This window comes from Gordonia sp. SMJS1 (genome assembly GCF_029866425.1).
GTDB lineage: Bacteria > Actinomycetota > Actinomycetes > Mycobacteriales > Mycobacteriaceae > Gordonia > Gordonia hongkongensis.
This window is the reverse complement of the sequence record NZ_CP123381.1, coordinates 562,850-577,163: the sequence shown is the minus strand read 5'-3', so window position 1 is coordinate 577,163 and position 14,314 is coordinate 562,850. Positions and strand designations below refer to the sequence as shown.

Annotated in this window: 15 protein-coding genes; 7 read left to right on the top strand and 8 right to left on the bottom strand. The window is 66.5% G+C overall.

Features of this window, described 5'->3' with window-relative positions; genetic code table 11:
* Positions 1-82: 82 nt before the first annotated feature.
* From QAD21_RS02645 to QAD21_RS02630, 4 genes are all read right to left on the bottom strand, one after another.
* Complete coding sequence (locus QAD21_RS02645) at positions 83-460, bottom strand: hypothetical protein (RefSeq protein ID WP_280360489.1); 378 nt, start codon at positions 458-460, stop codon at positions 83-85.
* Positions 461-484: 24 nt separating this feature from the next.
* A complete protein-coding gene (locus QAD21_RS02640; protein WP_280360488.1) occupies positions 485-721 on the bottom strand; it encodes a hypothetical protein in 237 nt (78 codons plus the stop codon).
* A 62-nt stretch (positions 722-783) separates the two neighbouring features.
* Complete coding sequence (locus QAD21_RS02635; RefSeq protein ID WP_280360487.1) at positions 784-1,014, bottom strand: hypothetical protein; 231 nt, start codon at positions 1,012-1,014, stop codon at positions 784-786.
* Positions 1,014-5,231: a phage tail tape measure protein gene (locus QAD21_RS02630; RefSeq protein ID WP_280360486.1), complete on the bottom strand. Its 4,218-nt coding sequence runs from the start codon at positions 5,229-5,231 to the stop codon at positions 1,014-1,016. The genes QAD21_RS02635 and QAD21_RS02630 overlap by 1 nt, the downstream gene beginning before the upstream one ends.
* A 230-nt stretch (positions 5,232-5,461) precedes the next feature.
* Between QAD21_RS02630 and QAD21_RS02625 the strand changes: the two genes are divergently transcribed.
* The 4 genes from QAD21_RS02625 to QAD21_RS02610 are packed head-to-tail and all read left to right on the top strand — an operon-like array spanning position 5,462 to position 8,290.
* Positions 5,462-6,082 (top strand): hypothetical protein, encoded by a 621-nt coding sequence (locus tag QAD21_RS02625; protein WP_280360485.1) that lies wholly within the window; start codon positions 5,462-5,464, stop codon positions 6,080-6,082.
* Positions 6,082-6,342 (top strand): hypothetical protein, encoded by a 261-nt coding sequence (locus QAD21_RS02620; RefSeq protein ID WP_280360483.1) that lies wholly within the window; start codon positions 6,082-6,084, stop codon positions 6,340-6,342. The genes QAD21_RS02625 and QAD21_RS02620 overlap by 1 nt, the downstream gene beginning before the upstream one ends.
* Positions 6,342-6,827, top strand: coding sequence for a hypothetical protein (locus tag QAD21_RS02615; protein ID WP_280360481.1), 486 nt, complete (start codon positions 6,342-6,344; stop codon positions 6,825-6,827). Before QAD21_RS02620 ends, QAD21_RS02615 begins: the two co-directional genes overlap by 1 nt.
* Positions 6,824-8,290, top strand: a complete 1,467-nt coding sequence (locus QAD21_RS02610; protein ID WP_280360480.1) for a terminase family protein — start codon at positions 6,824-6,826, stop codon at positions 8,288-8,290. Before QAD21_RS02615 ends, QAD21_RS02610 begins: the two co-directional genes overlap by 4 nt.
* Here the strand turns inward: QAD21_RS02610 and QAD21_RS02605 are convergent.
* Complete coding sequence (locus QAD21_RS02605; RefSeq protein ID WP_280360479.1) at positions 8,287-8,535, bottom strand: hypothetical protein; 249 nt, start codon at positions 8,533-8,535, stop codon at positions 8,287-8,289. The two genes, QAD21_RS02610 and QAD21_RS02605, sit on opposite strands and share 4 nt — an antisense overlap.
* A 6-nt stretch (positions 8,536-8,541) precedes the next feature.
* Positions 8,542-8,796: a hypothetical protein gene (locus QAD21_RS02600; protein ID WP_280360478.1), complete on the bottom strand. Its 255-nt coding sequence runs from the start codon at positions 8,794-8,796 to the stop codon at positions 8,542-8,544.
* A gap of 554 nt (positions 8,797-9,350) precedes the next feature.
* Between QAD21_RS02600 and QAD21_RS02595 the strand changes: the two genes are divergently transcribed.
* On the top strand, positions 9,351-10,616 hold the full coding sequence (locus QAD21_RS02595) for a Fic family protein (protein WP_065630523.1): 1,266 nt from the start codon (positions 9,351-9,353) through the stop codon (positions 10,614-10,616).
* A 108-nt stretch (positions 10,617-10,724) separates the two neighbouring features.
* A complete protein-coding gene (locus tag QAD21_RS02590) occupies positions 10,725-11,879 on the top strand; it encodes a hypothetical protein (protein ID WP_068970196.1) in 1,155 nt (384 codons plus the stop codon).
* A 22-nt stretch (positions 11,880-11,901) separates the two neighbouring features.
* On the opposite strand, the gene QAD21_RS02585 is transcribed toward QAD21_RS02590, so the two are convergent.
* Together QAD21_RS02585 and QAD21_RS02580 are read right to left on the bottom strand one after the other, a co-directional pair.
* Positions 11,902-12,618, bottom strand: coding sequence for a phytanoyl-CoA dioxygenase family protein (locus QAD21_RS02585; RefSeq protein WP_226514346.1), 717 nt, complete (start codon positions 12,616-12,618; stop codon positions 11,902-11,904).
* A 110-nt stretch (positions 12,619-12,728) separates the two neighbouring features.
* A complete protein-coding gene (locus QAD21_RS02580; RefSeq protein ID WP_280360477.1) occupies positions 12,729-13,289 on the bottom strand; it encodes a TetR/AcrR family transcriptional regulator in 561 nt (186 codons plus the stop codon).
* 153 nt (positions 13,290-13,442) lie between these two features.
* On the opposite strand from QAD21_RS02580, the gene QAD21_RS02575 reads away from it, so the two are divergent.
* On the top strand, positions 13,443-14,285 hold the full coding sequence (locus QAD21_RS02575) for an alpha/beta hydrolase (RefSeq protein WP_280360476.1): 843 nt from the start codon (positions 13,443-13,445) through the stop codon (positions 14,283-14,285).
* The last annotated feature ends 29 nt before the right edge of the window (positions 14,286-14,314 follow it).

Genomic DNA, 14,314 nt, shown 5'->3' with positions numbered 1-14,314 from the left:
GGGGTGGTTGTGCGCTTCTGTTTCTGGCCGGACGTGAACGCCTTGTGCAGCGCGTCGCGGAGCGACCCGTGAGGGTCGGGCATCAGGCACCGTCCACGGCGACGAAGACGGCGGCAGGTTTGCCGGCGAACGCCTCGGGATCGGCGTCGTAGGCGGCCTGGTAGCGCGCGTCGACGTGATGCTTGGCGCGAGCCTCGTTGTCCTCGGGGAAGGCGGCGTCACGAAGGGGCGCGCCACTCAGGCGGGAGCCGTCCTCGGCGACGACGACGGACGTGCCCAGCTTCGCGCCCTCGGGTTCGATGTAGTCGCCATTGGCGAGCACGCGTCCGCCACCGGGGAAGTGGTAGACGCCGGCGTTGTCGACGAACCCGAGCGGGGAGAGTTGGTTGCGACCGAAGTCGGAGCCCATACCGAAGTCGGTGTAGACGCGGTGGACGTCGGGCGAGGTTGAGGATGTCATGGTGTGCTCCTTCGTAGGTGGTTGTTAGACAGCCTGTTTGGCTGCCCGTCGGAGGTCTTGTGCGCTGACGCGCAGCACGGCGGCACGGGCTTCGTCGGTCAGCTCCGGCCATCGAGTGACCGCGGCGTCGCTGGCGAGCTCGGCGAGCGCGCCCATCAATGCCCACTCTCGCGGGTCGGGGATGTAGCCGAGATCGACCTGGCCGCGGGTGAGGAACGCGGCGACGAAGTCGAGCGCGTCCGCCTTGGCGGCGCGGATCATCTCCTGATCCAATGGTATACGGGTTCGGTTGCGGGACAGACGCTTTGCGCGGCGTGGTCGGCTCATCTGCGGTAGGCCTCCGGGTCGAGGTGGAAGTGGGCCACAACGAACGAGGCCAGCGTGGCGGCGATCTCGTTGCGGTTGAGGTGGGCGATGTGCTCGAGCACGGCGTCGGTCAGTTGCTCCGCCGTGTGCTCGTCGAACAGTGCCCTTCGGATCGCGGCCGTGATGTCGTCTGTCGCGCCCATGACGTTGTCGGCGTTGATGTCTGAGTAGTCGGGTGGGGTCTGCATCAGAAACCGTGTGCCTTCTGGGCCGTCCCTGCTACGTCGAACGGATCGTTGGCGCCGTCGATCTTCACCGTGATGTTCTTGCCCTCCTTGACGGCCCAGATCAGTTCGTCGATCTGGTCGCTCAGCTGCCCGGCCGCTGCGGAGAGAGTCGACGTCACCATCGAGGTGTCGGTGGTGCCGGTGTTGAGCTGCGGGGTGATGTTGCCGAGGTCGACCTTGCCGGTGACCGCGGCATTCACGAACGGCTCCGCGAGGTTGTAGGCGGCGAACCCCGCACCAGTGGCCAGGCCCATCCAGTCGCGCCAGTTTTTCGGCGCCATCACATCGGAGTCGTCGTGGACGTAGCCGCCGAAGCCTGCGCCGACCGTGCCGCCATTGGCGAACGCCGGGGCATCGACCGCGCCGGCGTTGATGGCCTTGAGGAAACGCCGCATACCGGGCTGTTCGGCGACGCTCTTGCGGATGACCTCTTCGCCGGGCGTTCCGAGGATGAGTTCGCTGTCGGTGTTGCCGACGCCGGGGATGGTGCCGCCCGCCGCCATGCGCAACATGGGCGGGGGAGTGCCGGCGAGTGCGCCTGGGTTGTTGGCGGCCGTCTGCGCCTTCTCGAGTGCGAGACGGGCATCCTCGACGGCTTGCTCGGCCTTGGCCACGTCCTGCTTGGCGAGCTCGCGCTGTGATGGCTGCGCGGTCGGGGCGAGCTCGTTGGCCTTCAGGCGTGCCACCCGCAGCTTGTCCTCGGCGTCGGCGAGATCTCGTGTCGCCTTCTCCAACCCTGTGGCGCGGTCCTCGGCGCTGCCCGAGATGTACTCGTCCCACGCCTTCTGCTTCTCGTTCTCCGAGATGATGCGCTCGCGGTACTCCCGCTCACCCTGCCACCACCACGGCTCGAGCGGGTTGGTGAACGTGAAGGTGGCGACCGACGGGTCCTCCGGCGGCGTGGACTGTCCACTACCACTGTCGAAGCGGCCGTAGTCGTCGTAGCTCTCGCTGCCGCTGTAGCTGGAGTACTGCGGATCAGACGCCGACCCGACACCCGATCCGACACTGGGGCCGAGCGTGCCGACGAGTTGACTCGCCTCACCCTGGCGAGACTGGATCTCGGATAAGTACGCCTGCCGTCCGTTGGCGTAAGCCGCATCGCCGCCGGCCTCGCCGGGACGCTGCTGCAACCAGAAGATGTTCTTCCAGATGTCGGAGCTCGCGCCCGGGCCTGACCGCTTGGCGTCGAGGCGGTTGTAGAACTCGGCGATGTTCTGGTTCGGGTCCGATCGACCTGGATAGCTGGTGTCCTGCTGGAAGATTCCGTGCCAGGCGCCGCCGCCGCCGATCGCCGACGGCGACAGATTCGATTCCTGGATGGCCGTGGAGAGGATCGCGGTGATCTCTTCGTCGCTGTAGCCGCGCTTGCGACCCTCGGTGATGATCTTGCGGGCGACGTCCTCGCGCGAGGACTCCGCGGACAACTGGACGTCCTGGATGGGTGCTGCGCCGCCGCCCGTGGGTGCCCCGAGCGGCTGATGGGCGGCCAGGTGGACATGGTCACCGTGGTAGCCGGCGTTGGCGAAGAAGCTGTCGGGGACAAACTGACCCTCGTCGACCTGACGGCCCGAGAACCGATCGTCGTGGTAGATGAGTTCGGCGAGCTGCGCCCGATAGTTATCGGCCATAAAGTTGGCGAACGACAGCATCTCCTGCGTCGGCGACGACCCATTCGAGAAGTCGCCCGCCTGGCCGGTGTTGTGGAACGAGCCGGGCTCACTGCGCACGCCGGAAGTCATCTGCAAGCCGGGGGCGACCTGACGTTGAATCGCGATGAGCGAGTCGAGAACCTGCCCGCCCTCGGCGTAGCCCGGGAGCGCGCCGGTGCGGTTCATGTAGTCCAGCCAGCCGGGATGTGTGCGCTCGAGCTGCGCTCGGGACTCCGACTTCACCACGAACTCATCCGCGTGGACGATGCCCGCGGGCTGGTACTTACCGCCTGGGCCTGTGTAACCGCCGTCGGAGTATCCGGTGCCGCGCAACTCGCGTGCAGCGCCGGGAGTGTTGGAGACCAGCGAGTCGGGGTTGATGGTGCGGCCGTCAACTCCGTTCTGCCCGTAGACCACCATCGTGACCCGCTTGGTGACCGGGTCGGTGATGCGCCGGATGACACCGTCGAACTCGGTCGTCTCCGCCTTCACCAGCACGGTCTTGTTGTCGACGATGCGCGACTCGACGCCGATCTGCTTCAGGCGTTCCAGCACCTCGGGGGCCAGCGGCGCGTCGACGACGATGTTCTTCTCGTTGTCGGTAGACACCTTGGCGCCCATCTGCTTCAGCATCTCGAGAACGTCGTTGCCGCCCGGGGCGTCCACCTTGATCTCCTTGCCCGCAGGGACTTCACCGATCTTCAACGACAGTTCGGCGACCTTGAGGCCAGCTTCGCCGACCGTCTCGCCAAAGGCGATCATCCCGTCGCCAGCGCCAAACATGCTCTGCGCGATGGTGTCTGCGTCGCGCGATGCCTTGAGCAGTCGGTGCCCGAGATCCTCCATCCCAGGGATCTCCTTGATGACGCTGCCCATACCTCCGGCAATGGCGCCGAACGACTGGACGACAGCACCAGCAGCGTCGCCGGCGTACTTGACGACGTGGCCGAGTCCACTGATGAAAGCACCTGCGAACGTGATGGTTTCGCCGGTCACGACGCCGATGGCTTTCGCGGCGTTCGAGAAGAAGGTGACGATCTCTTCTTTGTTCTCCGTGACCCATGTAGTGATGTCAGAGACGAGGGGGTCGAACGCATCCGACAGGCTGGTCTTCATGCCACTGACGGCCACCTCGATGGCACGCTTGGCGCCCTCGATACCGCTTGCGGCGTTGGACATGTCGTCACCGGCTCGCTTCGTGGCTCCGCTGAAGTTGCCGAGCTCCTGTCGCGCGGTCGATAGGTCGAAGTGGTCGAAGGCTGCGCCGAGGTCTTCCCACTGGGTGCCGAACAGGGCAGCAGCCACTTGACCGCGGGTGGCCGCGTCGGGGATGTCTCGGATCTTGTCGAGGACCATGTCCAGCCCCTCGCGGGCGGCCGGGCCACCCTCGGCGAACTTCTTGGTCATCTCGTCGACAGGCAAGCCGAGCGCGGTGAATGCCGCCGCGGTCTGCTCGGAGCCATCCTGGGCGCGGATCGCGAACTCTTTCACCGCATCCGCTGCCACGTCGGCGTCGCGGGCGCCGGCCTTCGAGGCCTGGTTGATGAGCCCGAGGGCATCAGCACCATCCAGGCCGACCTTGCGGAACTGGGTGCCGTACTCAGTCCAGGTATCGAGGATGTCCTCGGACAGATTGAGGCCCTGCTGCTGAGCCGCGGTCAAAAGGTCGAACGCCTCGGTGGGGCTGCCGACCAACTCGGTCTTGATCATCTGGCCCGCAGCACGTGCTACGGCCGGGATCTCCTCGCCCATGATCGTCGACACGATCTGTAGCTGTTCGATCACCGGTTGCATCTCGGAGGCGGTAGCCGTGCCGTCCAGCAACCCCGACTGGATCGCGAGGCCGGCCACCCGCCGGTTCTCGTCGACCGACTCACCCCAGGCATTGACGTAGGCGTCGGAGGCGGCGCGGCCCGCCTCGGCGGCCTGGCCTTCCGTCCAGCCGAACTCCGCCTTGATCTGGCCCTGGGAGGCACGGGCATCGAAGCCCTGCAACACGAGGTCGGCGATCTTCGAGCCCGCGGCCATGGGGATACCCACCTGGACGGCCAGGGCAGCGGCGATTGCTCCACCGATGGGGCCACCTGCCCCTGCCAGTCGGGCGGTGATGCCACCCACCAGGCCGCCGCCCATGCCCTCGCCGGCGCCCTGGGCCTCCTCGGCGGCGCCCTCGAGCGCGCCCCGCAGGCCGTCTCGTAGGCGGTTGCCGCCCTCCTGGCCAGCGTTGCCGAGGTTGCCGGCGATCTCATTGCCCGCCCTGCGGCTGTCGCGCTCGACTTCCTCGATGCTGCGTCGCATGTCGTCGGCTGCTCGGTCGATGTCGCCTGCGGCCTGGCGTCCGGACTGTCCGAGGTCGTTGAGACCCCGGCCTGCGCCCTCGAAGGAGCTGCGGGTCTGGTCGCCGCTGCGCTCGGCGGCTCGGCTTAGTTGCGTGAACTCCTGGTCGAGACGGCGTAGCTCGGTGGTGACGCGGTCGGCGCCGTCGAGCTTGATCTCGGCGAGGAGGGTGGCGACGTTCAGAGGCATCAGCGGTGTCCTGACTGTGGTGGGCGATGGTGGTCGTTGGCCTCCGACCTTCGGATTTGGTATCCGCTGGGTATGTCATTCGTGCTGGTCACAGCGTCAGTGATCACACATTGATCACGTGCGGACTTCTCGGTGATGACGCCGAAAAGGTCTCGCGGTCGCGCATCGTTTGTCCACGACGAGCAGGCCGTGCCGGCGGCGAGGTTGAGCGAAGACGAAGGAAGGCAGCCATGACGACGACTGACCCCACCCCCACACTCGCCGAGCTCGAGGAACGAGTCCGCGACGGCGACACCACCATCACCGCCCAGCAGCTCGCAGAGGCCCGCGAGGCCGGCCACCTGGCATCGTTGCGGCGGGATGCCGAGAACCGCGCTCAGCAGGCCGCTCAGGCCGCAGAACACAAGGCCGCGGTCGAACAGCTCACGAAGGATTACGCCGCCTTGCAGGACGCCGACAGCGCCCCCGCCCGCAAGGCGTACGCCGACCTGGTGCGCGCAACCTCGAAGCTGCACGCCGCCCTCACTGAGTTCGAGCCGAAACGGCGAGCGGTGATGGATAAGGCGCTCGAGCTCGGCGTCTCGGTCCAGTGCGAAGACATGTTCCGCATCCCGTCCCAGACGCCTGCGACCTACATGAAGCACGCCGCCGACGAGGCGACCGGCACGTACTGGGCCATCGGCAACGGCGCCACACCGCACGCCCTCCACAGCGACGCCGTCATCGCCGACTACGAGGCGCGCCAGCAGCACGCCCGCGAAGCCCAGGCCGAGCGTGAGGCCGCGGCGATGGCGAATAGCCAGAGGGTGATCGAGCTCGGCTACGGCAAGTATGCGCGGGTGGAGGCGTGATGACGACCGCCGTCGACACCCTCGTCCGACCGGATCGCCCAGCGATGGCCCGCGCCTACCGGGTCATCGCCCAGCAGATCGATCCGGTGTCGATGAACCTGGCCGACCTGAAGATCAACGACCGCGCCACCGCGCGAACCGTTGCCGCCCTCATCGCCATCGCCGCGGACTGGGCGCGCAGCCTCGCGGGCGATGTGCCGGCGAACGAGAACGCAGCGGCACTGTCGGCGGCCGCGGCCCGACTCGACATGGCCGACTGATGGCCGGCACTCCCGGCACCGATCCCGCCCCGGTCGTGGGCATCGTGCCCACGACCGGGGGGCCGGCCCGCGGCTACTCGTGGGAGCCGTTCAAGGCCAACAACACTGCGGCCCTGAAGCACGGCGCCCGGTCCGAGCGTGTGATCGCCCCGCTCGCCGCTGCCATCGGCAACGACCTACTCGAGCAGCACACGCGGTTGCGTGACCCGCTCTATCGCGAGGCGGTCCTCGAGTACGCGCGTGTGCTGGCCCAGGTCGAGGTACTGCAAACGTGGGTCGACGAGCACGGCATGTTCGACGAGGGTGGCAAAACCACCGGCGCCGCGGACTACCTCCTCCGAGTCCGCAAGCACGCCAGCAACCTCGCCGACCGACTCGGCCTCACCCCGCTCGCGAACGCACGCCTAGGCAAGGACACCGCGTCGGCGACAGTCGATGTCGCGAAGCTCATCGCCGATCTCATGAAAGACAAGGGTGCGCCGTGACGATCACTGCCGAGGACTTCCGAGCCGGTATCACCTCGCCCGCAGCATTCGCCGAACACCTTGTCGGCGAACCGCTCTGGCCACATCAGCAAGAGATGGTGTCCTCCCCCGCACGCATCCGTGTGATGTGCGCCGGCCGCCAGGTGGGCAAGTCCCGCACGCTGGCGATCGAAGCCCTGTACCGGGCGTTCACCCAACAGCGGGCTTTGGTCCTGCTGATCTCCGCGGGCGAGGTTGCCGCCCGACGTCTCCTCGAGGAGTGCGCCACCCTGGCGAGCGCCTCGCCACTCCTCCGCGGGTCGGTCATCGACGACCAACGCGCCCAACTCACCCTGTCGAACGGGTCACGCATCATCTCGGTTCCTGCCTCTCAGAAGCAGATTCGAGGGTGGCCCGTCGACCTGCTGATCATTGACGAGGCCGGATGGGTCGACAACGAGATCTGGCGCGCCGCCGAACCGGCCATCATCGCCCGCCCAGGGTCCCGCATCATCCTGTCGTCGTCACCGTGGGGCGGCGTCGACCACTTCTTCCGGCAGCTCTTCAACCGCGGCATGACGTCGCCGGACGCGCGTTACGCATCGTTTCACTGGCCGTCGTCCCTCAATCCGCTCATCAGTGCCGACGACCTCGAAGCCATCCGCGAGCGCGAGCCGTCGCACTACTTCAACCGCGAGTACCTGGCCGAGTGGACCGACGAGGCCGGCGCTTTCTTCTCGACCGAGGAGATCGACAGCGCCGTCGCCGACTACGACCTGATCGACCCGATGGCCGCGCGCGGTGACTACCGCGTCGTTGGCGGGATCGACTGGGGCATGGCCCACGACGCCAACGCCGTCGTCTACCTGGCAGCCTCCGGCGACGTCGACCTCAACGCCGCCAAGCACGGCACCGATCCAGTGTTCTGGATACCGGCCATCGAACAGCACTTCCGCATGGAGTACGCCACCTTCATCGAGAGACTGACCGACCACGCGAAGCGACTGAGCGTGCAGCGCTTCATATCTGAGACCAACGGTGTCGGACAGATGCCCACCCAGGTGCTCAAGCGCGCCATCAACGACCTCTACAACACCACCCACCTCGTCAGCGCCGTGACGACCACGGCCGCCCGCAAGAACGCCGGGTTCAGTCGCATCAAGGTGCTCTTGCAGACCGGCCGCCTGGTGCTGCCGAAGCACCCCGACCTACTGCGCCAGCTCCACGCGCTCACCTACGAGGAGACGGACTCCGGCACCCTCAAGATCTCGGTGCCGGAGAATGTCGGCCACGACGACCTAGCCATGGCGCTCATGCAGGCGGCCTCAACCATCCAGACACGCATCCCGATCGAGGCGTGGCCGGCGCCCCTCTGCGGCACTGGCGAGGTCCTGACCACCGACCGCGGTACCCGGATCACCCGGCAGCCGTCGTGCAGCCCGAACGACTCGATCTTCTGGGGCGGCGACGGCACCAAGGTCTAGTCGTCGGAGTTCTGTTCAGCGTCGCGCTGCGCTTGTCGTTCGGCGAGCAGCTTGCGGTACGCGGGCAAGAACGCCTCACGCATCCAGCGCGCAAACTCCGGCGACTTGGGGATGTGTGCGTTGCGTTCGGCAAACTCGACGGCTCGACGCCGGTTGGCTGCCCTGATCTCCGGCGGGATGTGCGCCCGCGACGGGTCATTGTGAGCGAGCTGATCGAGATCGGGGACCTTCCGCGGGGTGTCCATCGACACTCATCGATCCAGGCGACTGGCCGGCTCCTGGAGAAAGCGCACGAGCTCGCACGGCCAACTCGCTGCTTCATCATGCTCGCCCAAGCAGGGTTCGCCATACCGACCGCTGGTCGGCTGATGCTTGTCGAGCATCGACGTGTGTGCCGAGATCTCCCGCTTTCGGTCGAAGGGCCTGCCCTCGTGGAGGAGGGCGGCGTTGCTCTCGATCATGGCGCGGACGTGCCGGTTGTAACCGTCGACTTGTGTGTCGTTCATGAGAACCAAGACTGGCACCTGCGCACCCAATGAGTAGCCTCTACGGCGCGAGATTCGTCCGTTCGGCCGGTCACGCCGTGGTCACACACCACCCATAACCGGCCATCACAGGACAGCACCTGCGGAAGTCCACAACGGCCGGTGGCCTGCGCGGATCCCAACTACCCATCACTCGACATCACTATCCGACACGGACGGTTCGCCACTCGTAATGAATAGGTCAGGGGTTCGATTCCCCTGGGCGGCTCCATCTCCTCCCGGCCACTCATGCCTCGGTTCTGGCCCACCCCTGCGTCGTCAGAAATCCGCCGCGCGGCCGCCTCGACGCACTGACCGCAGGCCGTTTAGTTCACTCGTTCAACCATGAACAGGCGGGCGTGTGGCAGCCCCGCGGTGCGCGACCCCCGTCGACCGACCCTGCGAACGCAGCCCTGGGCACCATTGGAACAATAGAGGCCACTCCGACTGTTCCTTATTTTATCTATCTCCGTCTCTGTATAACATAGGCCATACAGGCCACCCCGCTTTTGCGTATGGATGCGGAGATAGATCAAGTGTCATACAGAACGCTCAAGTCCGTCTTCCACCAGCGCGATCAAGTCGGCGCCGACGCTGAGGAACGGGTCCGACGCGAGTCTCCCGCCGCCCTCCGCTGGGACTTGATGATCGGCGAGTACCCGATGTTCGCGCTGCTGACCCCCGAGATCGCAGTGCTGATCGAACGAATCATGAGCTTTGAGCCGAAGATTCAGTCCGAGTGGAAAGATCTGCCAGGACGAGCACGGACCCACTATCTCCATCGCATGGTCATCGACGAAATCCAAGCGACCAACGAGATCGAACAGGTCCGTTCGACCCGACAGGAGATCGGTGCTGCGATCAGGGCCGTCCGGGCGCGACAACCCATCGAAAACAAGCGCTTCGCGGAGATGGCGCGTCTCTACCTCGACATCGGCAACGACGAGGCCGAAAGTCCGCATACGCTGGACGACATCCGGGCTGTCTACGACGCGGTGACCGCGGGAGAGATCCGTGATGAAGACGCTCCCGATGGGCGGCTGTTCCGGCAGGGACCGGTATCGATCGAATCCGGGACCAAGATCGTGCATACCGGAGTCGTGCCCGAGTCAGCGATCGACGCAGCGCTCACCCTGATGCTGAGCCAGGCGCGCGACGATTCGGTCCCCCAACTCATCAGGGCCGTGGCTGCGCACTTCATCTTCGAGTACACGCACCCGTTCTACGACGGCAACGGCCGAACCGGGCGCTACCTTCTCGCACTCGACCTCCGACAGGTGATCGCTCCGTACGCGAGCCTCGCGCTGTCGGCGACCGTCGCCGACAACAAGGACCGTTACTATCGCGCGTTCGCGGACGTGGAGAATCCACTGAATCGCGGGGATCTGACGCCTTTCTTGATCAGAATGTTGGAGATCATCGCCGAGGCACAACATCGGCTGCTGCTCGACCTCTCCGAACGTCGGCAGAAGATCGAGGCGCTCAGGGCACGCCTTCGCGATCTGGTTGATGACGAACAGTTTCCGCTCAGCGTAGGGCTCGACCGCGAGTCGTCACCGCCGATAAGTCCTGACGACTTCGGCGCGATCTTGTACACCCTCGGCCAGGCCTACTACTTCGATGTGAACCGCGCCGTCCGATCGAACACCCTGGCCGACGTGCTGGGAAGATCCAGTCAGTTCGTCCGACCGCGACTCCAGCTCTTGGACGACGCCGGGATCATCGAGACCGTCACGAGGAAACCGCTGCGTTTCCGGCTCACCCAGCGGGTGGCCGCGCTGCTGGATCTGGAAGGACCGTGATCTCCAGTAGCTGACCCTCCGAGTAGATGTCCCGATTTGTGTCATTCAGACGACAGCGAGCAGCCCACTCGTCGTCTAATATCTGATCGACAAAGAGGGGGCCCAGGGGTGGCAGGATATCGGCGCGGCACACGACGCGCCGTCGAGAACGACGGCGTCGGTCCTCTTCGACGACCCTCGGGCCTCTCCAACGCCTCTCTCACCCTCGGCGCGCTCTCGCTGGCCACCGTCATCCCGACCGCGGTCGCATCGATCAACGTGACCACCCTGATCCACGCTCTCGCCGCGCCGGACACCGTCCAGGTGGCCACCGAATCGACCACCGGGTGGAGCCAACCGATCCCGTTGTCGCCGGGCGCCGGCGGCCCCGCCGCCCCGTCCGTCGCTGCGACACCGACCGGCGGGCCGGCCGCTCCCATGACACGCGACCTGTCTTCCACGGGTACACCGAGAACGCTGGTCATCGACTTTCCGCACTCGGTCGGCCCCATCATCGCCGGCGGTCCCCGAACCCGCGCAGTGTTGTCGACGGAGCTCGACGACGAACTCAAAGAACGTGCGGTGCAACAGAACCTGGCGGTCATGACCGTCATCGCCGGACTCGACGCGAACAGTCCGTTCGTCGTCTACACCGGCGACGCCCAGGGCTCCGGCGGGCCCGGCGCGCCCGGTGTACCCGAGGGCGGCACCAGCCTGACTCCGCCCCCGCCGGGTACCGACGGGCCGGTCATCGTGCTGGTGTCGGATCCGCGCGGGCCGTGGAGCATTCGAGTCTGGCTGGAGACCATCCCGCTCGTCTCGGCACTCCTGAAGTCGATCGGATGGAAGGTCGACCCGCCCCGGACGGACCGCCCTGTCGAGACGCCACGTCCCGATGCCGGCACGGGCAGCGAGCCGGAGGTCACCGAACCACCCCGCGGACGGCCCATCGAGCCGACCACCGACCGTGGCGACACCACATCCGACGCCGGAGCCGATGCCGAGACGCCCAGGAACACCGTCGAGACACGGGACGTGGGCCGGGAAACCCTGCGGGACATCGTGGTCGACGATGACCAGGACTTGCCGACCGAGTCCGCCGATGTCGAAGACGACGGGGACACCGGACCGGACTCAGGCGAAGCGGGCGACGACGGTCCGTCCGAGGGCTCGGGCAACTCGCGATCCGACTCGTCGAGCCGTGACAGCTCCGGCGCGGGCGACGACAGCGACTCTTCCGACCACGGTGGTTCCGACAGCGAATCCTCGGAATCCGCCGCCTGATCCGTCGTCGTAGATCAACTGCTCAACCGAACACGGACCCGAGTGGTGCTGCCGAGTCGGGCGACAACGGCGAGGTCAGCATCACCGGCCCCTGCGCCATGAATCGTGGAGTCGCACCACGATGTTCGTCGGCCGCGTGCACGGTGAACGGATGGACCACGTAGACGTCACCGGGACTGCCGGTCGCGTAAGCGACGCGACGCTCGCGACTCGCGGCGTCCAGTAGCGGACCGGCGTCGAAGGGGCTCATCCCGTCGTCGTCGAGGACGGCGACTGCGTCGCGATGTGACCCCACCCGGATGCGTGTCGGTGCGTCGGTCGGTCCGACTTCGGAGAGCAGGGTCAGGATCAGCACGGTGTGGGGCCGTCGACTCACCACCCACGATCCGTCCTCGCGCGGTGTGTTGGCGTCGATGTGCCAGCCGCGGTCATCGACCGTCGGCGGCAGCGGGAAGCGGACCGGTATGTTGCCCAGGGCGCCGCGCGGTGTCCAACCGCCGACGCCACAGATCGCATCGAGCGCCTCGGTCAGCTCCGGACTGTTCGCGAGCAACCCGAATGGGCCGGCCCCCACCATGTCCGACGCCCAGCGCACCGGATCGGTCCAGGCGTCCGGGTCGTCCTCGGACAGACCCAGCTGAGCCCACAATCCTGCCCGCGCCCGGTCCGCGGCCTCGCGCAGCGACGGACGCTCGATCTTGAGGAAACCGTCTGCGCTGAACCTGTCGACGTCGATCACCGTCGCAGCCTCCCACCATCGGGCGTCTCCCGCGAGCGATTTTCGCCGCACCAAGGGCGGCAGATCACGAACCGTCGAGAAGCTCACGGCCGCAGGCCCTCTGGAATCGACTACGGGAGAGCTTGGTCGATCAGGACTTCGGCGGCGGCTCGTGCATCGTCGGCGGCACGCGCCGAGCCCGCGATCGCCGCCGTGGTCTGGGCCCCCTCGGCGAGGATGGACAGCTGCGCGCCGAGGCCGTCGGGGCCTCCCAGTTCGGCCACCAGACCCGCGACGTAACGCTGGAAATCAGCTTTCTGCGCACGGACCGCGGCGGCGACCGAGGGCATCTCGGCCCCGAGTTCGCCGTAGGCGTTGATGAACGCGCACCCGCGGAACTCGTCGGTGCCGAACCACTGGAGCAAGAAGTCGAACACGGCGAGCAACCTCTCCCGCGGTGTTGACAGCCCATCCGCGCACGCGGCGATCCCGCTGTTCCACTGCCGGGTCCGATCGTCGAGCACCGCGAGGATCAACGCCTCCTTCGACGGGAACATCGAGTAGATCTTCTTCAGCGACACCCCCGCCGCATCGCGGACCTTGTCCATCCCCACCGCGTGGACCCCGTGCGCATTGAACAGCTGGTCAGCGGCGCGGACCACCTGCTCGCGTGGGTCCACGGCGTCGGTCACCTCGATCTCCTCTACTGCCGGTTCCCGGCTGGGGGTTGCGCGGGGAACGATCGTTCTCTAGTGTAGCAATCACCGGTGAGAACGATCGTTCTCCCGCCCGCCGCATCGATTCCGATCCCGATCGGGTCGCCTCAACAGAGAGAAGTGATCGCAATGGGCTACATCAAAGTCGGCACCGAGAACTCCACCGACGTCGAGCTTTACTACGAAGATCACGGCACCGGCCAGGCCGTCGTGCTGATCCACGGCTATCCGCTCGACGGCAACAGCTGGGAACTGCAGGCGCGCGAGCTCATCGACGCCGGCTACCGCGTGATCACCTATGACCGTCGCGGGTTCGGGAAGTCGAGCAAGGTCGGCACCGGCTACGACTACGACACCTTCGCCGCGGACCTGAACACCGTCCTGGAGACGCTCGATCTCCGCGACGTCATCCTCGTCGGATTCTCCATGGGCACCGGCGAACTCGCCCGTTACGCCAAGAACCACGGCATCGATCGGGTCGCGAAGTTCGCGTTCCTGGCGTCGCTCGAACCGTTCCTGGTGAAGACCGACGACAATCCCGAAGGCGTCGACCGGTCCGTCTTCGACGGTATCGCGGCGGCCGCCAAGGAGAACCGCTACGCCTGGTACACGCAGTTCTACAAGGACTTCTACAACCTCGACGACAACCTCGGCACCCGCATCACCCAGGAGGTCGTCGACGCGAACTGGAACACCGCGGTCGGCAGTGCGCCGGTCGCCGCCTACTCGGTTGTCCCCGCCTGGATCGAGGACTTCCGCGAAGATGTTGCCGCAGTGCGCGACTCGGGCAAGCCGACCCTGATCCTGCACGGCACGGCCGACAACATCCTGCCGATCGATGCCACTGGTCGCCGCTTCCACCAGGCCGTTCCGGAGGCCGAGTACGTCGAGGTCCCCGATGCGCCGCACGGCCTGCTGTGGACTCACGCCGCCGAGGTGAACGAGGCGCTGCTGGGGTTCGTTCAGAAGTGAGCGCCCCGGGGTGAGTTCAGCAGTGAGCA

Excerpts from the sequence above, each read along its gene's own strand:
- QAD21_RS02645 (WP_280360489.1), bottom strand. The coding sequence starts at position 460 with ATGACATCCTCAACCTCGCCCGACGTCCACCGCGTCTACACCGACTTC.
- QAD21_RS02640 (WP_280360488.1), bottom strand. The coding sequence starts at position 721 with ATGATCCGCGCCGCCAAGGCGGACGCGCTCGACTTCGTCGCCGCGTTC.
- QAD21_RS02635 (WP_280360487.1), bottom strand. The coding sequence starts at position 1,014 with ATGCAGACCCCACCCGACTACTCAGACATCAACGCCGACAACGTCATG.
- QAD21_RS02630 (WP_280360486.1), bottom strand. The coding sequence starts at position 5,231 with ATGCCTCTGAACGTCGCCACCCTCCTCGCCGAGATCAAGCTCGACGGC.
- QAD21_RS02625 (WP_280360485.1), top strand. The coding sequence starts at position 5,462 with ATGACGACGACTGACCCCACCCCCACACTCGCCGAGCTCGAGGAACGA.
- QAD21_RS02620 (WP_280360483.1), top strand. The coding sequence starts at position 6,082 with ATGACGACCGCCGTCGACACCCTCGTCCGACCGGATCGCCCAGCGATG.
- QAD21_RS02615 (WP_280360481.1), top strand. The coding sequence starts at position 6,342 with ATGGCCGGCACTCCCGGCACCGATCCCGCCCCGGTCGTGGGCATCGTG.
- QAD21_RS02605 (WP_280360479.1), bottom strand. The coding sequence starts at position 8,535 with ATGGACACCCCGCGGAAGGTCCCCGATCTCGATCAGCTCGCTCACAAT.
- QAD21_RS02600 (WP_280360478.1), bottom strand. The coding sequence starts at position 8,796 with ATGAACGACACACAAGTCGACGGTTACAACCGGCACGTCCGCGCCATG.
- QAD21_RS02575 (WP_280360476.1), top strand. The coding sequence starts at position 13,443 with ATGGGCTACATCAAAGTCGGCACCGAGAACTCCACCGACGTCGAGCTT.